Here is a 26084-nt window from a genome sequence, read left to right on the forward strand (position 1 = left end):
GAATAAATTCGCCAAGCATTGACACAAAACATCTTTCTTTTTTGATCCTGATTAATTCCCACACTTTTTCAGAAACAAAACAGATTAATCTTTTATGCTTTATTTACTTTTTGGGGAAGTGCTTTTCTTCCCCTTGCTTTAGCAAAAATAACGGTTTACTTATTACTTGTTCAGAAATCAACTTTAACTGAATTGATATAGTAATAGATACGAAACTGTTTAAAAAGCACCTTCCACCTTACTCTCCCAACAGTTACAGCCGTTTTTATAATGCACAAAAAAAGCGACCAATCCCCCCTTTTTTGCACAAAAAAAGCGACCATGACATTTTGTAATTATTGTTATTTGTTAAACTTTAAATATATATCTAAAAAACGACTTTTGATTAAATAAGTTGATATTAGAAAAATAATTAATTGAAGCCCGAACCCTATGTATAATAACCATTCTTCTGAAGAATAGGCTAATACTGTTGCCAATATATTAGCAACTGCTACCGCCATACAATCATAAGCAATAAAATAAACAATACTAGGCTTTATTTCTTTTTTTGTTTGTGAACTTTGCACAAAAGAAACAACAGTTACTAATACCGCTAGAATTGGAAATATAAACATAATGGATATATTTGTAACTTGAGTTATTACTTCAGTCTTATGTTCAGAAAAAACAAACGCAAAAATAGCTATTAATGCAACAACGATTTCCAATAAAATAAACCCAACTTTACCCTTCGCTACTTTATTACTACCCAATAAAAACGCCCCCATAATTAATAGAATTATTTATAGTAAATTGCACTAAGAGTAGCAATCCCCTTGATTATTGTAACAAAATTTTCCAGTTTATATGACGTTTTCTATTAGAAATTTCGTTAATAAAGTCTGAACCACGTTAAACCATTGTTTAAGGGTTGTAGATTACAACTTTAAAAGGATGTGGAGATCGTGGAAAATAATCATTTAATATATAACCCTAATACTGGTGAAGTAGTGGGTGAATTTAATCCTGAAGTACATTATTTAAGAAGTAGGAAGCAAGATGCTTTCTTAAAGAAAAATGAAAAATCTAAAGATGCTTTTGAGGGATTTAATGCAGAATCTGGTAAATTTATATGGTCCTATCCCAAACAAATTAAATATATAATCCATTCGCCAGAATTTAATAAAGCAGATTTGACTATGATTTTTTACCTTGCAACTTATGTAAACGGAACTGGTTATTTAGCTTTCGATAATGGAATAAAACTTTCAAAGACTGATCTTCAAGAACGCTTAAAAATAAGTAGAAACTCATATTCAAAATTTTTTAACAAGCTGATTAATCATCAAATACTTATTCCATCTAATGATGCTTTTAAATGGAATGAAAACTATAATTTTTACGGTAAAACTAAAGGAAAAGCGACGCCGAAAATGTTAGTTAGAACTTATATTTCTCAAATAAGAGAACTATATGAAGCAGTAAATGAAAACGGAAAACGAAAATATTCAGCTACTGCACTTTATCCAATCTTTGCACTTGTTCCTTATCTGCATCATTCGAGTAATATCATTTGTAAAAATCCTGAAGTAAAAAACATTGAAGATATTGAATATTTTACTCTGTCAGAAGTTGCAGAACTACTGGGTTTGAAAGACAGTAAAAAATTGAGTTGTTCACTATCATCTTTAATACTCAATAAACAGACAAGTTTCATAAAAGTAGAGAGTAAAAATGAAAAATATTTAAAACTAAATCCCAAATTTTTTTGGAAGGGTACTTCTGCACCCGATACAAATCTAATCGCTGAATTTGATATGATAGCTACCAATAGAAAGAAGAATAAAAAAAACTAAACTTTCGACTGCTATAAGATTTGTTTCAAATAACGCACGTGCAATTAATGGATTTGGAGAAGTAGAATCAGGAAAGGTAAACTAGTAATTTTATATATTCCCTCTAAAAGGATGAGATCACTATTAAAAGATTATTTACAAAATGAAATTTAAAATCTTAATTTAATAGTCAATAAATTTTTATGTTCCCCTATTTAACCATCGCAGATTTTGAAAAGTAGGGGAACATTTATTTGTAGTTTTAAAGAAAAGAAGAAACCCCTTGTAATTTATTAAATTTTATCAAGAGTTGCACTGCTTCTTCAGTATTTTCCACATCATATGAGAAAGGATTAAGTGAAACGGCAAATGCAAGTGCTTCTAAACATGAAAACAATCTATAAAAATTAATATCAATATAATAATTATTGTTGGCACCGTGTAATATTGAGTGTCTATTTAAGGGATGTTCTGAATTTGATTTATACAAATATTCTAATCCATATTTTTCATAAGATATTAATAAATCCAGACCTTCATCAATTCTTCTTAAAAATAAATCGTCAAGATAATCATTAGGTAGTATGTATTTATTCTCGAATAATACTTTGTCACGCCATATTACCTTTCTATTTTTCATAACTTCCTTAAAGGCACTCGTTGAACCAGATTTATTATATTCAATTAAATTGTTATCGCAAAATTCTCTAGCAATTCCTTCAATAACAGTAAGCAATAGCGTTATTGCTGCGGCTATATGATTAATATAATAGCTTTCCACGGCTTGTGTAATTAACTTGATGTGTGATTTAAATTCAGGTATTTTATAATATGTCCCTTTTAATTGTCGTACAATTATTTCTGGTGAATATATTTTTCTAAATATATTAAGTGCTTGATCTCCTAAGGGAGTTAATGATAATTCAATAACTTCTCCCATAGGTACAAACGGAGGTAAAATCCATTCATGTGATTCAATTAACTGTTCACCTAATGATATCTTTATATTATTACGTTGCAGTATTTGTTCCTTACTATCTAAAGGAATGGTGAGTAATCCAGCTTTATCATATATAACTACACAGTTAAAATAATGATGCCTTCCCAATTGCTTAATATCAATGCTATCTGAAGGTAAATTAAACTCTTTCTTCATTTTATTAATGACTTCTTCTTGGGAATACTTATCTTTCAATACATGTGTATAGAATAAATAATATTTATTCAACAATTTTTGCATGTTATTACTCTCCCCTTTCCTACACTTCTTTGAGAATAAACTTTGTCATTTCATAAAATCTACTATTTTATTAAACTGTATTAATTACTATCAGGAAAAACAAGTTTAATTAGTAGCTTTCCATAAGTCAACAAACTTGACATAGCATCTAAAGCATCTTTTGTGTTCTTTGCTTTTTCTACAACATCCATTACAATACTTTTAGCTTCTTCTGCATTTTTAGCTTTTAATACATTTGTCATTTCATTAAAAAGTTCAAGCATCTCTTCATTTATTTCATTATTTTTTCTTATCAATCCAACCATTTCAGGTAAGTATGCTGTATTTTCAACTATTTTCTGTATCATTTCATTTAGTTGGATTTGACGTTGTATATTTTCTTGTTCTTTTCTTTTTTTATTGGCTTCACTTTGTTCCAGATCATGTTGTATAGAATCTAATAAAGAATTTGTAAGACCAATATGTTTTTCTATTTTGGGGATTTGTAAATTAAGCTTTTCCAAATTTTACCAAACCTTTCATTTTTCCTTTAATTATATATTAAATCTAAAAGCAAATTTAAAATAATCTACAATTTATCAAAAAATTATGTCTGAAGATCACTTTTATATTGTTTTAGGGTTGTAAGGATCAAATTAATAAAAGGATGATAAGAAAATGACTATAAATAAAAATTACAAAAACATAATAAACATAGTTGAAAAAACACTAAATGGAATAAAATCTAGTGAAATCATTGAATTAAGAAATATATGCCAAGAAGACAGATATACCTACTACAAAATAATCAAATTAAAATACATTTGTTACATAGGATTAATTAGGGACTATACAACTAAAGAAACTGAAGATACTATATTCTTGTTAATTCATGATATTATTCACCGAATTAGTGTAGACTCAAATGATAATTCTGAACTGACAATTAGTATTTCATAAATACACATAAATGGAACTGGGTAATTTTCCAGTTCCTTTTTTATTTATCAGTTTGGTGTTCATTTAATTCCCACCAATTCTTGGAGATCAATCTCCAGTATAAAGCTTTAAATTTTCTATTTAAGATTCCAAAATAGAACCCATATGTATTTGTAACATTACTAAGTTTGATTTTCCTTACAAGTATTCTAAAAGCATTGATTGCAGTTTCTAAAATATTTTCATCAACCTTGTTATTGTTCGCTGAAATAGATACCAATTTCCAGTATTCTTCTATTTTTTTTGCATTATCGAAGTAACATTTAACAAGGTTTGTAAATTCTGTTGGAACTTTTTCGCTTACGAAAGAAGCATCTAAAAATCCGTTTTCTTGTACATGGTTTACTTCTTTGTTACGTATATCAATATTTTGATTGTTAGTTTTTAAAGGACTATGAGTTTGTGGTTGGTTCAATTTTTCGTTTTCGGATGGTTCAGTTTGTACACAAAAACGATTAAATACATATACGTTATTCGATTTCGAACCGTTTTTACGAACTGTATCATATACAAAAATTAATCCAAATTCCTTTGCTTTTGAAATCATTCTTTTAAAAGTACTTCTACTGATGCCGAAACCGTCTTTATCATGTGTTGCTGATACAACAGTACCTATTTTAGCATTACAAACACCAGCTACTTTTGCAGAAAATCGAATAAGACGTTTTAAAGCAACCAGTTCTGATTTAGTAAACTTGATCTTAAGATCAACCATCCATTGTTCAATATTGTTATTAAAATCTTTAATATTATTAAATTGTGATAAATGTTTAAAATTATCAATATTTCCTGATTGCATTTTTATTTTTCTCCCAATACAAACAGAAACCCAAAGTACCCTTCTATGCTAAAAATGGCAATACTTAATACACCTTGCATCATCAAATTTTTTTCGATAAAATGAAGGTAACTGTACGGTATTTAGTTTGATTTCTGTATAGTTTTCAATTTTATTTTTTGTGGTCACGTGCTGGTAACACGTGGCTTTTTTCTTTTTATTTGTTTCTTAGATTAAATATCTAATGTATTTATAGGATTAAATCTATCATTCTGTTCTTTAAGATCATTTCCCCACATTGCAGAATAACGTTCCGTAACTGCAATAGAAGAATGTCGCATCAATCGTTGAACTGCAAAAGTACTCATTCCTGATTGAATACAACGTTGACAAAAAGTGTGTCTAAATGTATGTGCTGATAAACGAACATCACGAAAATTCATGATCTTTGCCAATCTTTTAAATACATTTTTAACTGCATTTGGTGTCAACTTTTTATTGTGAAGATCCGCAAATACATTTTCATTAATATTTTCAGCACCAAAAAACTGTTCACAATAGACTTTGTAAGCTGATAATTCTTTAATTAATTTCTCAGTAATTGGAATAGTTTCATAAGTACGTGATTTACCAAAAACACTCATTGTACAATTGCTAAAATCAATATCACTCCAACGTAAATTACACATTTCTGACAATCTGATACCACTTGATAATAAACAAACAATGATAGAATAATCTCTATATGCATAAAATGCCTTTTCTCTTTGTTTAATACGTCTGTAATAATTCAGCATTTGCTTAATATGGTAATCTGAAAAAACTTCAATCTTAATATCTTCTTTAGCACGTTGAATTTTTTTTGCAGGGTTATTCTGAATTACTTCAATTTCTACCATGTAATTTAAAAATGCTTTTACCCTTTGTAGTTTGGAATTGGTAGTAGTAGCGTTGTTCCCTTTTTTCTGATAAAAAAGAAGAAACTTCTTTACTACATTTGGAGAAATATCTTGTATGTTGACAATTTCGTTAGCATTACAGAAATCTTGAAACTGTCGCAAAATTTCTTTATAGCTTGAAATTGTTGTTGGGGACAAATTTTTAAATTCTCGATCATCTAAAAAATCTTGTATTGCAAATTTTAACAACATTAAAAAGACCACCTCACCTTAGATTAGTGAAGTGGTCTCTTTGGATTGTAGAAATTCCATCTACAACCACTGTACAGTACAGAGTTTAGAAATGTCGTTCAACCCTTGATACTGTTAAGTTTATGATCCCAACTGGACTTGAACCAGCGACCCCTACCCTGTCAAGGTAGTGCTCTCCCAGCTGAGCTATGGAATCGTAATTTATAAGGAGAAATCATTCTCTCTAATAAAATCTATTATACCGTTTTGTCTTCTACTCTTCAACCAATATTTAACAAAAAATTTCGAATATAAGTCACTAGAATATATTTTCACTTTTTTTGAAAAATACTCACCTATTCGACTTCGCTTCTATTTCGTTTATTGAATGCATTAAATCTTTCCATCTCAAGTCTTTATCTCTTGGTATATTGCTTAATAGAATACTTCCAACCACAATTGTTAAGAACAATAGTAAAACACCCACACCAAATACAAATGTCTGAACTTTATAGTTTTTAACGATTTTAATTATTCTACTTTTCACAGGCGATCTCTCCAATAGTTAAATATTAATATTCCTTAACCAATAATGGTGAAGGTACACTCTCTTTATTAATATTTTCCTGTTTGCCTATTATGTAATCAAAATTTCAAAAAATCGTTACAATTTAGTATTTTGTTGCCTTTGTACCTATACAAGCACTGAAAAATTTTGTATCCTTTCTATTTCTATAAGTTCATTTTGTGCACCTTCAATGTATGGCCTTAATTTACAGTCTATGTATCTAGAACTAACATCCATACTATAGTTTATTTTTGTTAGTTCTTTTTCTTTTTCTCTTTATATTGTGAAGTTTTGCTTTTCTCTTGATTTGATTCGACCTTATTTTCCGCCGATTTTTTCTTTCTATTTCTTCTAGGGTTTTTGTTCTCTTCTGGTTCTTGTTTCTCTTGCTCTTTTTGTTCATCATTCGAGTTAAATAACTCTTTTTGTTCAGAGTAAACGGAAACGATTGAACCGGCAGCTTGTATCCAACTTCCACTATATTTTAATAGTAGCGCTAATTCTTCGTATTCCTTAACTAATGGGTTTGTTTCAGTTTCTTCGTCGTATTGTTGGAGTACATCAAAAATGACACCATCTGACAGATCACTTGGCCCACCTTGTTCGCTAGAAATTGATTCATCCTGTTGACTTGGGATTGGTTCTTCTTGCATTTCAATCGGTTCATAATCTGGTATTCTACCATAAAGATATTCTATTTCATTCAATATGTGTTCATTCGAAGATTCGGTTGATCGCATGTTTTCATTATGAACTTCATTTACATTTGTAAGTTCAACGGTATCATCTTCTGGCAATCTTCCAGTATATTCTTGTACTTCATCAAAAATAATTCCATCTGATAGTTCACTTGCCTCAGACACTGGCGCACTGCCATGATATTCTTGAAGTACGTCAAATATGACTCCATCTGATAGATCGCTAGGTTGTTCTACTTGCCCTGTTTCTTCTAAATAGTCTTTTAAATCCTCTATTTCTAGTTCTACCATACCACCCATAACTTGTAATGTATTTCCAATCGCTTGTAAAAAATTCCCCATAAAACCAGATACATCAAAATCCTCTGAACTTACTTCTTCAAGCGCTGCAATTAATCCTCCAAAAGCTTGTTGAGCATTCCCAGTCATATTTAACTTTATCGCCCGATCTGGATCCTTTTGTCCTTCTTCTTTTTGTTCTTCTGCTTCCGCAACTAATAAACTAAATAATACAGTGACATTACCTGAAGCTTGGATAATTTCACCTGCATCTTCTAATATACTAGGTTCTCCTAAAAAAGCTTCTATTAGATTACCAATCGCTTGAAAGCTATTTCCACCAAAATCTAGCTGAAAACTTATATCCTCCCATCTTTTTCGGTTTTCTCCTTTTAATCCTCTCATTGGAGTACTACTAATTGCTGAACTGATTGTGCCAATTGCATTCACCCATGCCCCAATAACTTCCATAACTTGGCTCATTACAAAACACCAATCCTTGATTAGTCATTTAGGATTAGTATATTCATCCATAACGTTTAAACGTTCCAAATAGGTAATTGTAATTGAGCCCTATTATCATTAACCAACTTTCTTCTTAAACAATTCAATTTTTGATTTTTCGCCTACAATAAAAATTAAATCACCACTTTGAAAAACTACATCTCCAATATGCGATACCATTGGCTCCCCGTCACGGATGATTAGGACAACAGTTATGCCATATTTCATCGAAAAACTTATTTCTCTTAAAGTTTTGCCAACCAATTTTTCAGGGATGACCGTTTCAACTCCTGCAATATTTTTTGTAATTTCGATGTATTCGATGATTCCACTCATCGCTTCCATACGTGCTGCTTTATGTCCAGCTTCTTCTTCTGGATAGATTACTAAATCTGCTCCAATACTTTCTAAAATCCCACCAACTTCACGATTATTTGCTTTACAAATAATTCTTCTAACTTTTCTCTCTTTCAATCTTCTCGTAATTAAGATAGAGGCTAAAGAATCCGTTCCAATCGCTACAAATACTGCATCAAATTGACTTACATTTAAATCCTCTAGTATAGACTCTTCACGTAAATCGCCAATTACTGCATATTCTGTATACTCTTCTAATTGCTCTAATGTCTTTTTATCTTTATCACAAACAACAACTTCATGACCTAACTGATCAAGCTCTTTTACAATTCCTCGACCAAAACGTCCTGCACCTATTACCAAATATTGCTTTGGCATATAACCTCTCCTCCTTACCCAACTGCTAAGTCTTTTTCAACATATTTTAATTTTTGATTATCGACCCTAAATACGAAATAAATCAGTGTAAAGATTCCAATTCTCCCAATAAACATTAGTAAAATTAATATTATTTTAGACACACTATGGATATTTGTTGTAATCCCTAACGATAATCCTGTATTGGTAATTGCCGAAATGGCCTCTAGTAAAATTAAATCTAACTGAAACGGTTCAAAAATCGAAATCATGATCGTTGCAACTGTGATTAATATGATAAAGCTCATCGCAATAACAAATGCACGATCAACAACTTCTTTCTTTACACTTGTTCTAAAAAGAATTGTATCGTCTTGTGACTTAATAACTGAAAACATCTTTGCAGCTAAAACCGAAACTGTTGTTAAGCGTATCCCTCCTGCTGCACTCGATGAAGCTCCACCGATATACATCAGCACTAAAAGGATTAAGATTGCAGGCAATGTTAGTTCTGCAATATCAAGAGGTGCATATCCTCCATTTCGACTCGTAACTGATAAGAAAAATGAATTTGTGAATTGATCGAAAAAATTTAAATGCTTAAATGCATGGCCTCTTTCTAAAAGCCAAAATACAATTGTTCCAAAAATCATAAACGAAAAATGCAGACGCATATTAATCCTTGTAAATAAAGATTTTTTCTTATTGTATTTATAGATGTACTCCATAATAGTCGGATATCCTAATCCACCTATAAAAATTAACGCAGCTGTTACAATTAAAACTACATTATTTTTTTGAAACGATATTAAACTATTACCAAATAAATCAAAACCCGTGTTAGTAAAACTTGCAATTGAATGGAAAGCAGTAACTAATAAAGTTTCTAATACAGTGTCATATTTCCCTCTAAATTGACTATAAAAAAAGAGCCCGCCAATCAATTGAAAAAATAATGATGTATATAAAACTGATAAACTTAATCTTCGAATCGACTTAATGCTACTTTGATTTTGATCCTTCGATACGACTAATAAATTTGAAATCGTCATCCGAATACCGAGTATCATAAATCCGTAACTAATAAATACAACAATTCCGATAGCACCAATTTCCATTTGGATCATTAATAAGATTTTTCCCCATACATTAAAGGTCTCAACTAAGTTAACAGTTGTTAACCCAGTCACACTAATCGCACTCGTTGAAACAAATAAACTGTCTATATAGCTTATATTCGAAATTCGCGTAAATGGCAGATAGTACAAGAATGAAAATAAAAATATAATGATGATATAAGAAATAAATATGTAATGGAGAGGATTTTTGGCTTTTTTCTTCTTTTTATTCATGAGTAGCTCTTTTCTCCTTTTAGTTGGCTGGATAAAAGTTGATGGAATATTTTTCTAACCTTTATTATCTATTCTACCTAATTTAGTTAAAAAACAAAAAAACTTTCAAATCATCTGAAAGATTTGAAAGCCTTTTTGAAATTTATTAAATTCATTAATTGATCTAAGCTGATGAAGAATTACCTGTTTTAACTTGTGTTAATGTAACTTCTTTTTGTTGTTGATATAGGTACAAGAATACACTCACAATTACGATCGTACCTCCAATTAGCTGAAATGATGATAGCATTTCGTTAAGAAGGAAAACTGCTAAAATAGATGCACCAACTGGTTCCCCAAGTATACTCATTGATATTGTCGTAGCATTTACGTAATTTAATAAATAGTTATTTATTATATGTGCTAATGAAGGAATAATGGCAGATGCAATAAATATGATCCAATCTTTGGATTGGTAATCAAAGAAATTATCCATCGTTACAATATTATAGATTGTTAAAAATGATGCTGAAAATGCGAATACCCAAAAACTATACACCCAATGAGATGTATTTTTTACGGTTGTTTGTCCAACCATTAAATAGAGTACTGCAGCAATTACACTTAAAAATGAAAGAATATCACCTTTAAACGCTGACATACTTAATCCAATATCGCCAAATCCTATTAGACATACACCAATAATCGCGATTATCATACATATTTTAGATTGCATAGACGTTCGCTCTTTAAATACAAAAAATCCAAGAATCATTGCAACTAATGGCTGAAGAGCTAAAATGATCGTTGAGCTCGCTACAGAAGTAAAAACTAATGAACCATACCATAAAATAAAATGGACAGCTAACATTAACCCACCTAAAGCGAATGATTTATAATGCGATTTTTTTAAGGCTTTTAATTCGTTTTTTCGTTTCAATACAAATGGTAGCATCCATATACATGTAAACCAGAGGCGATACATGCTTAAAACAGATGGGGAAGCTTTCGTCCATTTAGCTAAAATAGCTGAAGTTGAAATTGCAATAATGGACAAAATTAATAATGACATCATTGCATTTGGTTGTTTTTTACTCATGTTTCACCTCATTTCGACTTATTTTGTAAGCGTTTAATACATTTTACTTTTCTAAATTTTTTGTATGAAGTAACATCTAATTATATCATCCTAGGGAAAAGAAGAGGAGACATTTTATGATACAAACAAATGGTACTAGAGAAGAACATACACTATATAGTGAACACATCAAAAAAGAAATTACATTTACAATATACTATTCAAGCATGTACACTCCGTTAATAAAACATCACTTATTAATTGCACAAGATGGACAGGATTATTTTAATTTAGGAAAAGTTCATCGTGTTATAGAAAAATTAACAAAAGAAGGTTCAATTCAACCTACAATCGTTGTGGGAATACCATATTCTTCACCAGAGGAGCGTTTTAAACTATACCACCCTTCTCAAGCAGGCCAAAAAAATTATATTCGTTTTTTAGCTGAAGAATTACTTCCTTATTTAGATGATCATTTACCTTTACTTGGCTTAGCCCATAGTAGAACATTAATCGGCGATTCATTAGGTGGTACTGTTTCATTACAAGCAGCATTTACATATCCGAATACATTTGGACAAGTCATTATGCAATCACCATTTGTGAACGATGATGTGATGGAATTTTTAAAGAGAACAAAATTAAATTCGATCCTTTCTATTGTTCAAACTGTTGGAAAACATGAGGAAAATGTTTTTACACCAAGTAAGCAATGGGTTAATTTTGTCGAAGGTGGATTACAATTAAAAGATTCTTTAGCAAACTTCCCTGTAGAATTACATTATGCAGAATATGAAGGGGACCATACTTGGACAAACTGGGAAAAGCAGCTTGAGGACGTATTAAAAATTAGTTTAGCAAAATAATTCGTGAAACTTAGCGATTTTCAAAAAATTTGGTATAATTAAAATTAGTTATTTTTCTTTCGTTAATTTTTTCAAATTAAAATATAAAGTATCACAAACAGGAGGTAATTTTTATGAAATGTGGCGTTGTTTTTTTCCCATCTAATTTCGTTCAAGAAAAGGCTAATGAGTATAGAAAACGTTATGATCCAGCGTATACGTTAATCTCCCCTCATGTTACATTAAGAAGTGGATTCGAATTAAGCGAAGATCAACTTCCAAATATTATTTCACAGTTAAATGAAATTGCAAGTCAAATTGAACCATTTGAATTGGAAATTAATAAAGTAAGTTCTTTTGCACCAGTTAATAATGTCATTTATTTAAAAGTTACACCTGTTGAAGCATTAAAAGAGCTTCATGAAAAAATGCACACTGGCGCTTTCCCAGAAACAAAAGATTATGCATTCGTACCGCATATCACAATTGGTCAGCAGTTACAAGATGCTGAATTTGCTGATATTCTAGGCCAGTTACGCATGATTCAATTTAGTTACAATGAAGTAGTAGATAACTTTAAATTAGTTTACCAATTAGAAAATGGTGCTTGGGAAGTATATGAAACATTTAAATTAGGAGCAAAAAAATGAGCTTTCGCACAATAGTAGCAGCAACAGATCAAGAAATAAAAGACGCTCTTAAAGTTCGAGTAGAAGTTTTTGTTGAGGAACAACAAATTTCAAGAGATTTGGAGTTTGATGGCCTTGATGAAGAGTGTATCCATTTTGTTTCATACGATGGAGAACAACCGATTGCTGCAGGTCGACTTAGATTAATCGAATCGACTGGAAAAGTTCAGCGAATCTGTGTGTTAAGTAGCTATCGAGGAAAAAAAATCGGGAATGAAATTATGTACTTAATTCATAAAACTGCAAAAGAAAAAGGATTAGATCAATTAGTCTTACACGCACAAGAATCAGCAATTCCTTTTTATGAAAAATTAGGTTATAAAATCTCTTCCGAAATATTTTTTGAAGCTGGCATTCCACACGCAGAAATGAAGTTAAAAATTAATTAAACACACTTAAAACTATGATTCAATTGAATCATAGTTTTTTTTCATGGGGCTTACTATACATGACGCGATGTAACAAACAACGGTCTTACCGATACATTTAGTTCTATACATATGAAAGATACTTTTTTCCCATTAAAATTAACTTTTCGTACACAAATCTTTTTGGTAACATAGATGAGTCTGCTTTAATTTTAAGGGGGAAAATAATGAAAATTGCAAACTATCAAAATCAATCAATCTATTTACCAGAATTCCCTCGATCAAGATATGAGGAAATATATCAAGCCAGTATTCGCGGGGAAGTTAAATGTGTTAATTGTCATCAAAGATTAAATTTCACATTAACTATTTATGATATTCCTCATTTTTATCATCTAAACAATGAGCAAAATCTAGCATGTATGAATCATAACGTAGAGTTAGAGCAAGAAATGGTTGCTAGATTTGAAAATAATCATTCTACTACCGAAATTACGAACGATCGAATGATTAAACTTCCTACTAAGCGTTCGATTTCAAATACAGCTACAATCGAAAAAACAGATGAAAATCAATTTATTAACAGACTACCTTTTTACAATATTCCACCATATAAAATAAATGAACAAAAGACGGATGAATTTGTGATCAATCAAATTTCATTGGATTCTCAACAATGGAATGCTGTCACACATATCGGTTCACCTTTGCTTGTACTTGCTGGAGCCGGAAGTGGTAAAACACGCGTCATAACAACTCGCGCAATGCACTTAATGAATAGCGGTATTCTTCCTCATGAAATGATGCTCGTAACTTTCACGTCTAAAGCTTCTGCAGAAATGAAAGAGCGAATGAAAGGTCTTGGTTACCCTATTGGGCAGATGGAAATTGGTACCTTTCATAGTATTTTCTATAAAATGCTTTTACGATTTGACCGTACGAAATGGGATTCAAGCCGTTTAATTAAATCGGATTTTCAAAAGGAGATTATGTTAAAGCAAATTGGCCGACGCCTTGAAATTGATGAAAAGTCATTTGCATACGACCAGGCAATTCAACAAATTGGCTTATGGAAGAACTCTTGTGTTTATCCACATGAGATTAGATCAAAAGATGCTTGGGAAGAACAGGTCGCTTCTCTTTATGAAGGCTATGAATCATTAAAAAAGCAAAATGGGCAATTTGATTTTGACGATATGTTACTCGGTTGCTTTGAAATGTTAAATGAAAATAATGAATTACTTTTGCATTATCAAAATCGATTTAAATGTTTATTAGTGGATGAGTTTCAAGATATTAATAAAATCCAATTCAATATTCTAAAAATCCTTTTTCAACATACAGAAAATATTACGGCTGTTGGTGATGATGACCAGTCAATCTATGCGTTTAGAGGAAGTGACCCCAAGTTTATCTTGGACTTTAAAGAACATTTCCAAGGAGCAAAGATTTATCATTTAAGTGAAAATTATCGTTCAACCCACGGGATCGTATCATTGGCAAACGAAGTCATTAAGCCGAATAAAAACCGTTTTGTAAAATCAATGCATGCTCAATATGACTCCAATCAAGTACCTTCTTTTTTCTTTCCATACGATGAAGAAGAAGAAGCAACGATGATTATTAATGATATAAAAGAAAAAATTAATAGCGGTGCAAATCCAGGACAATTTGCAATTTTGTATCGTACTAATACTGCATCAAGGGCTGTTTTTGAGCGCTTAATAGGAACAAGTTTGCCTTTTACAATCGATCAAGATGGTGACTCATTTTATGATCGACCTATTATCCGAAAAATGATTTCTTTCTTACTATTAATAGGAGATGAGGACCACCAAGCAGCATTGAAAGAAATATTGCCTGTCTTTTTCCTAAAACAACAAGCATTTCAAGATGCAAAAATGAATAGTGTTTTGCAAAACCTATCTTTCTTAGAAGCGTTTACCACAATTAAAAGTGCAGCACCATTTCAAATTAAAAAAATTGAAAACCTGATAAAAATTTTACGTTATTTAAAAAACGCATCACCTTTAGAAGCAATTGAGCGAATTGAAGAAAGTCCAGCTTTTATGGACTATATTAAAAAACGTGGAAATGAGTCTAATAAAATCGAACGACCTTCTGATGATCTAAGAGATTTAAAGGTTGTAAGCAAAAATTTCAAATCAATTAGAGAATTTGTTGAACACGCATTTCATATTTCCGCTAAATTTAAAGAATATAAGCAGAAAAAAAATCAATCTTCACAAGGTAATATTTCGCTTTTAACAGCTCACCGTTCAAAGGGATTAGAATATGATTATGTCTATATTTTAGGGGTTGTAGACGGAGGATTCCCTCATGATTATGCTTTAGAATCTTTGAAAAATGGTCACTTAGATCAACTGGAAGAAGAACGTCGTCTTCTATATGTCGCATGTACAAGAGCTAGAAAGCTATTATACTTATCGATTCTTCAAAAAAGAAGAGGAAAAAAAGCTAATACGTCAAGACTAGTTCGACGTTTTATAAATAAGAAATGAGATTGAACAACTTTCTTGTATAAAAAATTAAGGTGAGCAAAATATGCTCACCTAAGTGTGTAGACAAAGTACTAAAAACTTAATTTTCAGACTGATTGCAAGCGCTTGTCTTTCGAGGCACGAAGCCTGGTGAGGAGCGGAGTTACCCCAGACGGTAATGAGCACCGCAGACAGGCGAAGTAACGAAGAAAGCGAGCGTTTGTCAACAGTCTGAGGTGAGCAAAATATGCTCACCTTTTTTTTATGGATTAACGTCTAGTCGTTCTACTGCCACAGCCACAACCTGATTTTTTCACGTAGCCTGCCGGAACTCCTTGATAATATGGGTTATAGTTCGCTTGATTCATTTGTTGCTGCATTTGTTGCTGTTGCATTTGGTACTGCTGTTGTTGTTGGAGCTGTTGCCATTGAAAAGGAGTCATTTGACCCTGACCTTGATTATACATAACTTCCCTCCTCAATAAATTTATTCACAATAGTATATGAAAGGAATTTTCAATCGTTCTACCTAAAATTACGAATTCAGTCTATTAACAATCGTTTCTATAACGCCAGCTGCCCCAGCAATAGCTAACAAAACAATGATGAACTCTCCCACATGTGGGAAGAACACATATATTAATAGTAAAAACGCTGTACACCAAATTCCGCTACACCAAGTACAACTTAATAACTCTCCAAAAAAATATTGGATTCCACTTCCTTTAATCTTTGTATAAGTAACTGGCATCCCATTCTCTTCAAGCGTTATTTCATCAATAAAAGGTCTTCTTAGAAAAGCTGTAATTTTATCGTGAACTACTAAACGAGTCAAACGAAAGCTTGCCAAAATTAAGATGAATAACAACAACCAACTTATATCCATGTTAAGTACGCAGGACAAGGGATATGGATGCAAAGGGTAATAATCTCATGTCCTTACCCTACAATTATGCTAAATCTAATCCCTTCCAACCCTTCTCCTCCCCTTTTCTTTTTTACTCTCCCTATTTTCCTATTACAGATCCAAGTTCTTCTTTGTCTTTCCTGCTTTAACTGTACTACTTTGCTCCTAAGCCCATTTATCTAAAAAAGCAAAAATCTTCAGTAACCGTTTTTCGCCTGCTTAATATCATAGTAATGTAATATCCATCTAAAGTGATAAGGAGTGAAAATGATGAGTTGCAAAGACAACCACGACAAAAAAAGAAACCATTGTGTATGTGACGTTGTAAAATTCATAAACGATCTACAAGATTGCGCAACAAACACTTGCCCAACAGGTTGTGACGTTCCATTCTTAGGTGCTAACCCTAATGTACCACTTGCAAATACTCGCCCTTTCCTATTGTATTTAGCAAACGGTGAATTATTTAGAGTACCAGCATTTAATAATAATATGATGGCAGTCATGTCTCAACAACGTGATGGCGGAGATAACAATAACAACAACAAAAACGCTCAAATCAACAATTGCCAAGATACAGTTGTTTTCCGTGTTGAAAGTGTAGATGAAGATTGCTGTGCAGTGTTAAGAGCATTAGTTCCAGTAAAAAACAAAGACAACAAAGACAACAACAAAGACAACCAAAATACTTTCTGTGAACTAGTTGACGGCGATATGTTTGTAGCATCAAACACTTGTGTAACTGTTGACTTAGATTGCTTCTGTGCAATCCAATGCTTACGTGACGTACACGTTACAAATCTGTAAGTTTAATGTAAACTAAAAAACTATGGGTGGTAGATCATGTATCTACCACCTTTTTAACGCCTTAAATACCTACCATTTGAATACTTACAATACTTTGAATATCCAATTCAACATCATTAATTTTCGAAGAAACCTTTATTGAAACCTTACCTTCGTTGTAACCCATAATATAGCCAATATATAAGTCTTTTTCTGTTCGAATTCGGCACTCAACTTTTGGAATATAATGAGGCTTATTTATCATAAATAATACTTTTTCTTCATTCGTCATCGCTTTAAATGGTTTTTTCATCCAAGTATTGTCTTCTTCGACTTGTTCTTCTTGTTCTTGTTCTTGTTCTTGTTCATCTACATTCACAACATCTTCAAATTTTTCTAGTTCTTCTAGTTCTTCAAGTTCTTCAAGTTCTTCAAGTTCTTCTGGTTCTTCGACTTCTACGTATTTAGAAGCTACATATTCTTTATCCTTTTGTTTTTGATCTTGATTATTTACTTTGACCACATATGAGTGTTGTACGTTCAACTTGGCTTCTTGAAAATCTGGCTGCGCAATATATAATAATGGCTTTACACCCTCTTTAGACTCTTTTCTTGCCATTGTTGTTCCTCCCTCGTAAGTGTGCTCTCATAAATTATATGAACTGACAATATTTATCATGTTACTTTTTTCTCAATCAAGTAACCTACAATTTTAATCGAAATACAAAATAAATGCCTATCAACACTTGACTAATTTTATACATATTCATCTAAATTGGACAAATATCCTAGTACAAACAATTGACAGGGCACATATAAATACATTGTAACCGCACAGAAAAAACAAGGAGCGATGAAAAAGTGAATAAAGAGTTATTCTCAGTATTCGTAGGTAAAGGAGTTAGAATTGGTCGAGGAGGTCATGAATCTAAAGAAGGTTTATTAATTGGTGCATATGAAACACATATTGCTCTTTTTACTGAGGCTGAAGGTGTAATTTACTTCCCTTATACTCATATTAAAAGCGTAACTTCATTTGCAAAAGGTAAATTAACTTATGATGAAATGTACAATACGATTGAATTATTACCAAACGAGAATTTTGTAGAATTATTAAATTCTCAAGTTAGACAATGGGTAAAAATTAATCGCGGTGGCCACGACAAAGTTGAAGGCATTCTTCTTGATGCAAACCATGATTATGTAGAAATTTCTTTTAACGATGAACTAGTGTATATTGCTACTTATCATGTAAAAAGTGTAAGTTTCGGAGAAAAATTTGAAGTTTACGAAAGAAGTAATACGACAAGCCAAACATTAAGAAGAAGAAAATAATGTTTAGAAAGGTCGTTTTATGAAATAAAACGACCCTTTTTTTATAAAACTTTGACCCTCGATGCCATTCTAATTATGTAAACCCATTATAAAGTAATTTGAAACTATACTTAATTTTGAGTGGTAATCAATAAATCATTGGAAGTATGCTGTTATTGAAATAACTGATCCAACTATAAATTTTCAAACTTAATAATCTTTTTTCATTCATATAAGACAGGCACTAACTACCTTGCCAACCTTTAAATGAAATGATTGATTTTATTTAGACAAACTATCATTTTACTCGATATGCCCATATAAATAAAATTGAAAATCCTTTTTCAGAAATAAACATGTCTGAATAATAATGATTTATCTTTTTAAGAAAGGAGAAAATCATGGCAAGTTTCAAAAATTTTCTCAACAAACAAGTTACAATTGAAATATCCGGTAACAGTAATGTTGATGGAATCTTAATTGAAGTTGGAAATGATTTATTAGTTGTTTTCAATGGTGAAAATTTTCTTTATATTCCACTACTTCATATTCATAATCTAAGTGAGAGTTTAATTGAAGAATCATATGGTGTTGTTCCGTCATTGCAAGAATTGGAACACGAAAAAGATGAGTTATCTTTACGTAAAGTATTAACTGCTGCCAAAGGAATTTTTGTTGAAATTAATCTTTCAAATAATCGTTCTTTTCATGGCTTTATTACAACCATCATGAATAATTACTTTGTATTCTATTCACCGATCTATAAAATCATGTATATATCCCTCCAGCATTTAAAATGGTTAACCCCGTATCTCACAGAAAAAACCCCTTATATGTTAAGTAATAATTTATTACCTGTTAATCCTTCTAATATCCCTCTAGCGCGCACGTTAGACGTTCAATTAAATAAGTTGATAGGTGAATTAGTCGTAATGAACAGTGGTGAAAATTACGAATATATAGGTAAGTTGAGCTCTATTGACTCGAATTTCATTGAGTTGACTACATCTAGAGGAGAAAGCAAATTAGTAGGTCTTCGTCACTTAAAATCAATTTTTATTCCGTAATATTTATAATATTAAAATGCCACATTTACAATAAAAAAGTGCCTTTCATGATTATCATAAGAAGGCACTTTTTTTATTTGACTAATGTCAGGTTGATTTCCCTAACGGAGTGTTTACCCATATAAAGAAGACCGCTTATTTCTGCTGCAGGATGCACGGCTTTCATAGGTTTTTCGGGCATGAGCTGAGCTGTTTCGTCGTTTTTTCATCCTGCATCCCTATTTTAGTTAGGCAATCTCCTGTAACAATCTGCTATGCGTACGGTATTTTCTTTTTCTACTGTTTTAATTTTTAAGGAACCTTTTATGAGTATATTTTCCTCTTCTCGCTTTTTTACATACTTATGACTAAGTATGTGATATCAACCCGAAAAAAAATAGAAGCCATTTAGACTTCTACTATACTTACTCTTCTTATCCCATTATATGGTATCCTGAATCAACATGAATGTTTTCTCCAGTAATACCTCTTGCTAAGTCACTAAATAAGAATAAAGCAGAATCTCCTACTTCTTCTTGTGTTACGTTTCTACGTAAAGGTGCTTTTTCTTCGATCTCTTTTAAAATTGTATTAAAGTCACCTACTCCTTTTGCAGAAAGCGTACGGATTGGTCCTGCAGAGATTGAGTTAACGCGAATATTGTATTTCCCTAAATCGTTCGCTAAATAGCGTACAGAAGCTTCTAGAGCTGCTTTAGATACACCCATTAGGTTATAGTTTTGCATTACACGCTCTCCACCTAAGTAAGTTAGTGTAACAATGCTACCACCTTCAACCATTAATGGTTTTGCTTCACGAGCTACACCTACTAAAGAGTAAGCACTAATGTTTTGTGATAATAAATATCCATCACGGCTTGTATCTACAAACTCACCTTTTAAGTCCTCTTTATTAGCAAAAGCGATACAGTGTGCTACACCATGAATTGTGCCTACTTGCTCTTTAATTGAAGCAAAGCATTTTGCTAAATCTTCATCACTCGTTACATCACATTGAACTAAAAGATTATTAGAATTTTCTAGTGAGTCCGCTAATTCACGAACACCTTTTTCTAATCTTTCATTTGCGTATGTAAAAATTAAATTTGCACCCGCGTTATGTAATGATTGTGCAATACCCCAAGCGATACTACGGAAGTTTGCAACACCCATAACAACAAAAGTTTTTCCTTGCAATGAAATCATATTATTCATCTCCTTTATTATTAGTTATTAGTACTAGATACTAAAATAGTAGCACAAATACGATGGATTGAAAATAGTAAAGTTATTTATAGCTTTATCCACAAAAAATATAAATATAATAGTTTATTTAAAAAGAGTTTATAGTTTTGAATTCCTTTAAGGACAAAAATAAATTATAATGATGATTGTCGTACATTAAAAGTGCCTATTTAAAAGCATACTAATAAAACATAATATAGAGAGGTGAGGACATGAAGGAAGACCGTACATCTCCCTTTCAAATTGATTTCAAATTACTTTTTATCCTTTTTTGTATTGCCACTGTAAGTTATCTTGCAATTACTAGTGCAATGCCAAGCCTTCCTGCAAATCTAAGAAACATCAATTTCGCTGGACAACAAATTAAATGGTATATCATCGGACTTGTTGGTATTGCCTTTATTATGATTATTGATTTTGATCGATATAAAAATGTTATTTGGTATATGTATGGTTTTGGACTACTATTACTACTTGGATTAGAACTGCATATTCCAGGTGCTAAAACCATCAAAGGTGCAACGGCATGGTACACATTACCTGGTATTGGTAACTTCCAACCATCTGAATTAATGAAAATTTTTATGATCATTATTTTAGGAACGATTATTTCAAGACATAATGATATGTACGCTGTTCGTGGAAAGAGAGAAGATATTTTACTTTTAGGTAAAATATTCGGTATTTCATTGCCTCCTCTACTACTGATTGCGAAAGAGCCTGACTTAGGAAATACAATGGTTATGTGTGCAATTATTGCAACAATGATTTTAATTTCTGGAATTCGTTGGCGCTATATTCTTGGACTTGTTTTATTTACCATTGGTCTTGGTGCTTTCATGGTTTATCTATACTTTTATCATTTTGAATTTTTCACATCGCATGTGCTTGAGGAATACCAATTAAATCGTTTTTACGGTTGGTTAGCACCGTATGAATACCCTTCTCAAGGTTATCAGCTTACTCAAGCATTAATGGCAGCTGGTTCTGGTTTGCTTACAGGTAAAGGGTTCCATAACGGTGAAGCATACTTCCCTGAACCACATACAGATTTTATTTTCACAGTAATCTGCGAACAATACGGGTTCATAGGAGCAAGTGTAGTCATTTCATTATTCTTCTTATTAATTTATCGCATGATTCATATTGCTTTAGAAAGTAACGACAAATTTGGTAGCTATCTTTGTGCTGGTGTAGTCGGAATGTTTACTTTCCAGATTTTCCAAAATATTGGTATGACAATCGGTCTACTACCGATTACAGGGATTACTCTACCATTTGTAAGTTACGGAGGAAGTTCTCTAGCAACTAATCTTCTAGCAATTGGATTCATCCTTAATGTAAGATCTAGAACGAATAAGTATATGTTTGACTGATAGAGTAGAAGGGGGAAAGATCTTATGAAGATCTTTTCCCCTTCTTTTTTAATCGTAACAATACTCTTGTTTAGAAAGTTCTTTATAGACTGCTTTTTTGGGGCATACTACCTTTATTACTAGTCTAAAAGGATTGATAGAATGAAATACGATATAATTGGCGATATTCATGGTTGTTATAATGAATTTGTTGAGTTAACTAAAAAACTTGGTTATTCGTGGGAGAATCAAATTCCTGTTCACCCTAAAAATCGAAAGTTAGTTTTTGTTGGTGATTTAACGGATCGAGGACCTAATTCGCTTGCCGTTATAAAAGTAGTATATGAACTTGTGATGAAGCATAAGAAAGCATATTATTCACCAGGGAATCATTGTAATAAACTTTATCGTTATTTTCTTGGTCGCAATGTAAAAATTCAACATGGACTTGAAACAACCGTTGCTGAATTAGAATCAGTTAGCGGTAAAGAAAGGAGCCATTATCTGGCATCGTTTAAAAAACTTTATGAAGGCTCCCCGCTATATAATGTATTAGACAATGGAAAATTAGTAGTTAGTCATGCAGGTATACGTGAGGACATGATTGGTAAGCATTCAAATAATGTTAAAACATTCGTTTTATATGGAGATATTAACGGGGAAGTGCTTCCAAATGGGATGCCTGTAAGAAAAGATTGGGCTAAGGAGTATAAAGGTAAGGCATTAATTGTTTATGGCCATACTCCTATTAAGGAACCTAGAGAATTAAATAATACAATTAATATTGATACTGGCGCTGTCTTTGGTGGTAAACTAACAGCATTTTCGTATCCAGAGCATAAATATACCCAAGTACAATCTTCTATGCCATATATTGAAGAAAAATTTAGTTTTTACGAAGAAAAAGAAAGCAGAATATAGGAAAATAGCAACAAAAAAAGTAGGTTTCTGATCGGAACCTACTTTTTTGCTGATAATGTAAGCGCTCACTTATCAGCTTAATATATTAGTTTCTTCCATCCCCATGGAGAAACACTACATACTAAAAATAATCTATTATTCATATATTGTCAATAATTTATACAAAATTTAGACAAATTTAACACTTGACATTCACGAATCCAATAATCTCTCTATATCAGCGGGTAAAGCGATTTCAAAGTTTTTTTCCGTATGATCAATTGGATGAACAAAAGACAATTGATAACTATGCAAAGCCTGTCTATTTAATCGATCAGTATTACCTCCATATAAGTCATCCCCGATTAGTGGATGTCCAATCGAAGACATATGTACCCGGATTTGATGTGTTCGACCCGTTTCTAATTCTAATTCAACAACTGAGTGGTCCTTATTTACTTCAAGGACTTTAAAATGTGTGATTGCTTCTTGTCCCTCTTCTGAAACGATCCTCTCAATAATACTATCACTTTTCCTAGCAATCTTTGCACGTATTACCCCTTCAGTATCGTTCATTTGTCCATGGACAATCGCTAAATATTTTCTTTGTACATTTTTTAATTCATTTTTCGAAAACAAATAATGAATGTAACGATTTTTGGCAACTAACATTAATCCTGATGTATCTTTGTCTAATCGAGTTACAATATGGATGGTCGATTGAAGTCCAATTGACTGATAATGAAATAATAATCCATTTGCAAGGGTACCCTTAGGATGCTCTCTAGAAGGTATACTCGGTATGCCAAACGGTTTATTGATGACTAATACAGCATCATCTTCATAAACAATCTCAAACGGAATATCTTCAGCTATAAGATCCTCACTTGGTTTCTCGATTGGAAAATAGATTTGTACAAGATCTAATTCTTTTAAAATTGTACGGACTGTTCTTTCTTCACCATTTACTGTAATTTTTCCACCTTGAAATTTAATATCTGTGAGAGCACGTTTAGAGAGCTCCTTTAATTTAAGAAACTCTCTAAGTAAAATTCCATTATGCTCTTTTTCTACTTCCCATGATAAACTAAATTGCTTCATATTCTTCACCATTTTATTTAACAAAAGAATCAACGACACGCTTCCAAAATGGAAAAGGTCTAAAACGTGCAAATCGTACTTTTTCATGAGCTACTCGACATTGAATCGATTTAACATCTTGATGTACGATTGTTTTATGATCTAATGTAATTTGAAAATTTGCGTTTCTTACAGGTTTCAGTAAGCAAGTATGATGTTTAGGTAAAACAAGAGGTGAACCAATTGTACGAAAAACGCGATTATTAATTGAAGCCATTTCAGCAATTTGAATCGCTTCAATTGATGGATGAATAATAGCTCCACCAAGTGCTTTATTATACGCTGTACTACCTGAAGGTGTAGAAATACAAAGACCATCACCCCTAAATGTCTCAAAATGCTGACCTTTTATTTCAACATCAATCACTAATGTACCTTCAAGACCTTTTATCGTACATTCATTTAAAGCTAATGTTTGCATTTCTTTTCTTCCATCCTTATAACGGATGATTACTTCCAATAAAGGATATTCAACTACTTGAAATGGAGTCTTCGCAATTGCAATAACAAGCTTTTCTACCTCACTTGGTACCCAGTCAGCGTAAAACCCTAAATGCCCGGTATGAACCCCTACGAAAGATACTTTATCGAGAAGATGAGTGTAATGATGAAAAGCATGAAGTAAGGTCCCATCACCACCTACTGATATGACAATTTCAGGCTCTTCTTCATCAAATTTAAAATTAAAGCTCTCTAAATAATCTCTCATTCGTTTCGTCAGTTCATTGGACTCTTGATCGCCCTTAGACATAATTACGAATTTCATTTTCTCGTCCTTTCCTTATTGGTCGTTTTTTTTCGAAAACTCAGCTTGCGCCTCTTGAATCTCTCCTCTAATAAGGGACATTTCTTCATCTAATAAAAACGCTGCTTCAGCTGCTCTTTGTAATCGTTCATGAATATTTTCAGGATATTTCCCTTTATACTTATAATTTAAAGAATGCTCTATTGTTGCCCAAAAATTCATCGCAAGAGTTCTTATTTGAATTTCAACTAAAACGTTTCGTTCACCTTCAATTGTTTGAACTGGATATTCAACAACTACATGATAAGAACGATACCCGCTATTCTTTTTATTTGTAATATAGTCTCGCTCTTCAACAATTGTAAAATCTTTACGTTTACGAAGAAGCTCCACTACATTTTTAATATCCTCTACAAATTGGCACATCATTCTAAGACCGGCAATATCCTGTAATTCAGTTTCTAAATTTGCTAAAGGAATTCCTTTTCTTATGCTCTTATTAACAATGCTGTGAACAGGTTTAACTCTCCCAGTTACAAACTCAATTGGGGAATGCTGATTAGTTTCTTCAAACTGTTTTCTAATCCCTTTTAACTTTACTTTCAATTCATTTACTGCTTGTTCATAAGGTGCTAAAAAACTTTCCCATTGACCATTCATCCAATCACCACCAACTTACTTCTCTTCTAAAAATACACTTTGAACTTGCTTAACAAATTCTTCTCCATAGTTAAAATTACCTTCAACATTTTGGATTAAATAAGTTAACTCTTCATTCCAATTATTTAGTGAAAGACTCTTTTCACCGACCTTTAAAAATACGTTTAAATTTTGATCATTTGCTTTTTTCAATTCCGGCCAATACTCATAAGGAACTGTAACATATACAAATTCTTCATTTTCTTCTAATATATACAATAGTGAACCTTGGTCTGAATCTGCAATCATTGTTCCTACTTCATGACACTGTTCTATAATCATTTTAGTATCGTCGATTAACAGAAATAAACCATCTTCATTTCTATTTATTTCATTTATTTCAAGCATTTTTCTCATCACTAAAACCTCAACCTTTTTAATGTATGTATTTTATTTAAATTTGACCATTTCTATTGTAACATATCAAATA

Annotated in this window: 28 protein-coding genes and 1 tRNA gene; 11 read left to right on the forward strand and 18 right to left on the reverse strand. The window is 31.8% G+C overall.

The window, feature by feature from the left end; genetic code table 11:
- Window positions 1–341: 341 nt before the first annotated feature.
- On the reverse strand, window positions 342–755 hold the full coding sequence (locus RAH41_RS14175; protein ID WP_331223322.1) for a hypothetical protein: 414 nt from the start codon (window positions 753–755) through the stop codon (window positions 342–344).
- A gap of 192 nt (window positions 756–947) precedes the next feature.
- Here RAH41_RS14175 and RAH41_RS14180 point away from each other — a divergent pair, with 192 nt between their 5' ends.
- Entirely contained in the window at window positions 948–1838 is an 891-nt protein-coding gene (locus tag RAH41_RS14180; protein WP_331223323.1) for a hypothetical protein, read from the forward strand.
- A 241-nt stretch (window positions 1839–2079) separates the two neighbouring features.
- Here RAH41_RS14180 and RAH41_RS14185 read toward each other — a convergent pair whose 3' ends face one another.
- The 10 genes from RAH41_RS14185 to RAH41_RS14230 all read right to left on the reverse strand — a co-directional run bounded on the left by RAH41_RS14185 (window position 2080) and on the right by RAH41_RS14230 (window position 11136).
- Window positions 2080–3057 carry a hypothetical protein gene (locus RAH41_RS14185; RefSeq protein WP_331223324.1) on the reverse strand — a complete coding sequence of 326 codons (978 nt, stop codon included), beginning with the start codon at window positions 3055–3057 and terminating at the stop codon, window positions 2080–2082.
- An 80-nt stretch (window positions 3058–3137) separates the two neighbouring features.
- A complete protein-coding gene (locus tag RAH41_RS14190) occupies window positions 3138–3560 on the reverse strand; it encodes a hypothetical protein (RefSeq protein ID WP_331223325.1) in 423 nt (140 codons plus the stop codon).
- A gap of 476 nt (window positions 3561–4036) precedes the next feature.
- Window positions 4037–4834 carry a hypothetical protein gene (locus tag RAH41_RS14195; protein WP_331223326.1) on the reverse strand — a complete coding sequence of 266 codons (798 nt, stop codon included), beginning with the start codon at window positions 4832–4834 and terminating at the stop codon, window positions 4037–4039.
- 212 nt (window positions 4835–5046) lie between these two features.
- Window positions 5047–5964 (reverse strand): tyrosine-type recombinase/integrase, encoded by a 918-nt coding sequence (locus tag RAH41_RS14200; protein ID WP_331223327.1) that lies wholly within the window; start codon window positions 5962–5964, stop codon window positions 5047–5049.
- A gap of 123 nt (window positions 5965–6087) precedes the next feature.
- Window positions 6088–6160, reverse strand: a tRNA-Val gene (locus tag RAH41_RS14205).
- Window positions 6161–6295: 135 nt separating this feature from the next.
- Complete coding sequence (locus RAH41_RS14210; protein ID WP_331223329.1) at window positions 6296–6490, reverse strand: hypothetical protein; 195 nt, start codon at window positions 6488–6490, stop codon at window positions 6296–6298.
- A 275-nt stretch (window positions 6491–6765) separates the two neighbouring features.
- Complete coding sequence (locus RAH41_RS14215; RefSeq protein WP_331223330.1) at window positions 6766–7971, reverse strand: DUF6944 family repetitive protein; 1206 nt, start codon at window positions 7969–7971, stop codon at window positions 6766–6768.
- A 99-nt stretch (window positions 7972–8070) separates the two neighbouring features.
- A complete protein-coding gene (locus RAH41_RS14220) occupies window positions 8071–8727 on the reverse strand; it encodes a TrkA family potassium uptake protein (RefSeq protein ID WP_331223332.1) in 657 nt (218 codons plus the stop codon).
- Window positions 8728–8741: 14 nt separating this feature from the next.
- Complete coding sequence (locus RAH41_RS14225; protein WP_331223333.1) at window positions 8742–10058, reverse strand: TrkH family potassium uptake protein; 1317 nt, start codon at window positions 10056–10058, stop codon at window positions 8742–8744.
- A gap of 163 nt (window positions 10059–10221) precedes the next feature.
- Entirely contained in the window at window positions 10222–11136 is a 915-nt protein-coding gene (locus tag RAH41_RS14230) for a DMT family transporter (protein ID WP_331223335.1), read from the reverse strand.
- Window positions 11137–11252: 116 nt separating this feature from the next.
- On the opposite strand from RAH41_RS14230, the gene RAH41_RS14235 reads away from it, so the two are divergent.
- The 5 genes from RAH41_RS14235 to RAH41_RS14255 all read left to right on the forward strand — a co-directional run bounded on the left by RAH41_RS14235 (window position 11253) and on the right by RAH41_RS14255 (window position 15987).
- Window positions 11253–11981 carry an alpha/beta hydrolase gene (locus RAH41_RS14235; protein WP_331223337.1) on the forward strand — a complete coding sequence of 243 codons (729 nt, stop codon included), beginning with the start codon at window positions 11253–11255 and terminating at the stop codon, window positions 11979–11981.
- Window positions 11982–12094: 113 nt separating this feature from the next.
- Window positions 12095–12610: a YjcG family protein gene (locus RAH41_RS14240; RefSeq protein ID WP_331223338.1), complete on the forward strand. Its 516-nt coding sequence runs from the start codon at window positions 12095–12097 to the stop codon at window positions 12608–12610.
- Complete coding sequence (locus RAH41_RS14245) at window positions 12607–13038, forward strand: GNAT family N-acetyltransferase (protein ID WP_331223339.1); 432 nt, start codon at window positions 12607–12609, stop codon at window positions 13036–13038. The genes RAH41_RS14240 and RAH41_RS14245 overlap by 4 nt, the downstream gene beginning before the upstream one ends.
- A gap of 206 nt (window positions 13039–13244) precedes the next feature.
- A complete protein-coding gene (locus tag RAH41_RS14250; RefSeq protein ID WP_331223340.1) occupies window positions 13245–15539 on the forward strand; it encodes an ATP-dependent helicase in 2295 nt (764 codons plus the stop codon).
- Window positions 15540–15861: 322 nt separating this feature from the next.
- The gene (locus RAH41_RS14255; protein WP_331223341.1) at window positions 15862–15987 is read left to right on the forward strand and encodes a hypothetical protein; all 126 of its coding nucleotides are present in this window, start codon (window positions 15862–15864) and stop codon (window positions 15985–15987) included.
- 66 nt (window positions 15988–16053) lie between these two features.
- Here RAH41_RS14255 and RAH41_RS14260 read toward each other — a convergent pair whose 3' ends face one another.
- Window positions 16054–16404 (reverse strand): DUF1360 domain-containing protein, encoded by a 351-nt coding sequence (locus RAH41_RS14260; protein WP_331223343.1) that lies wholly within the window; start codon window positions 16402–16404, stop codon window positions 16054–16056.
- A 291-nt stretch (window positions 16405–16695) separates the two neighbouring features.
- On the opposite strand from RAH41_RS14260, the gene RAH41_RS14265 reads away from it, so the two are divergent.
- A complete protein-coding gene (locus RAH41_RS14265; RefSeq protein WP_331223345.1) occupies window positions 16696–17232 on the forward strand; it encodes a CotY/CotZ family spore coat protein in 537 nt (178 codons plus the stop codon).
- A gap of 61 nt (window positions 17233–17293) precedes the next feature.
- On the opposite strand, the gene RAH41_RS14270 is transcribed toward RAH41_RS14265, so the two are convergent.
- Entirely contained in the window at window positions 17294–17830 is a 537-nt protein-coding gene (locus RAH41_RS14270) for a CotO family spore coat protein (protein WP_331223347.1), read from the reverse strand.
- Between the two features lie 242 nt (window positions 17831–18072).
- On the opposite strand from RAH41_RS14270, the gene RAH41_RS14275 reads away from it, so the two are divergent.
- Window positions 18073–18546 carry a spore coat protein gene (locus tag RAH41_RS14275; protein ID WP_331223349.1) on the forward strand — a complete coding sequence of 158 codons (474 nt, stop codon included), beginning with the start codon at window positions 18073–18075 and terminating at the stop codon, window positions 18544–18546.
- 380 nt (window positions 18547–18926) lie between these two features.
- Window positions 18927–19592, forward strand: coding sequence for a DUF2642 domain-containing protein (locus RAH41_RS14280; RefSeq protein ID WP_331223351.1), 666 nt, complete (start codon window positions 18927–18929; stop codon window positions 19590–19592).
- 413 nt (window positions 19593–20005) lie between these two features.
- Here the strand turns inward: RAH41_RS14280 and fabI are convergent, their stop codons facing one another.
- Entirely contained in the window at window positions 20006–20776 is a 771-nt protein-coding gene (gene fabI, locus RAH41_RS14285) for an enoyl-ACP reductase FabI (RefSeq protein ID WP_331223353.1), read from the reverse strand.
- Between the two features lie 251 nt (window positions 20777–21027).
- Here fabI and RAH41_RS14290 point away from each other — a divergent pair, with 251 nt between their 5' ends.
- A complete protein-coding gene (locus RAH41_RS14290; protein WP_331223354.1) occupies window positions 21028–22191 on the forward strand; it encodes an FtsW/RodA/SpoVE family cell cycle protein in 1164 nt (387 codons plus the stop codon).
- Between the two features lie 141 nt (window positions 22192–22332).
- The gene (prpE, locus tag RAH41_RS14295; protein WP_331223355.1) at window positions 22333–23091 is read left to right on the forward strand and encodes a bis(5'-nucleosyl)-tetraphosphatase PrpE; all 759 of its coding nucleotides are present in this window, start codon (window positions 22333–22335) and stop codon (window positions 23089–23091) included.
- A 192-nt stretch (window positions 23092–23283) separates the two neighbouring features.
- On the opposite strand, the gene RAH41_RS14300 is transcribed toward prpE, so the two are convergent.
- The 4 genes from RAH41_RS14300 to RAH41_RS14315 are packed head-to-tail and all read right to left on the reverse strand — an operon-like array spanning window position 23284 to window position 26011.
- Window positions 23284–24171 carry an RluA family pseudouridine synthase gene (locus RAH41_RS14300; RefSeq protein WP_331223356.1) on the reverse strand — a complete coding sequence of 296 codons (888 nt, stop codon included), beginning with the start codon at window positions 24169–24171 and terminating at the stop codon, window positions 23284–23286.
- A 13-nt stretch (window positions 24172–24184) separates the two neighbouring features.
- Complete coding sequence (locus RAH41_RS14305; RefSeq protein WP_331223357.1) at window positions 24185–24976, reverse strand: NAD kinase; 792 nt, start codon at window positions 24974–24976, stop codon at window positions 24185–24187.
- 15 nt (window positions 24977–24991) lie between these two features.
- Window positions 24992–25615, reverse strand: coding sequence for a GTP pyrophosphokinase family protein (locus tag RAH41_RS14310; protein ID WP_331223358.1), 624 nt, complete (start codon window positions 25613–25615; stop codon window positions 24992–24994).
- 15 nt (window positions 25616–25630) lie between these two features.
- Window positions 25631–26011, reverse strand: coding sequence for a hypothetical protein (locus tag RAH41_RS14315; RefSeq protein WP_331223359.1), 381 nt, complete (start codon window positions 26009–26011; stop codon window positions 25631–25633).
- Window positions 26012–26084: the final 73 nt, after the last annotated feature.

The sequence above is a fragment of the Gottfriedia acidiceleris genome, assembly GCF_036421055.1.
GTDB classification, from domain to species: Bacteria; Bacillota; Bacilli; order Bacillales; family Bacillaceae_G; genus Gottfriedia; species Gottfriedia acidiceleris_C.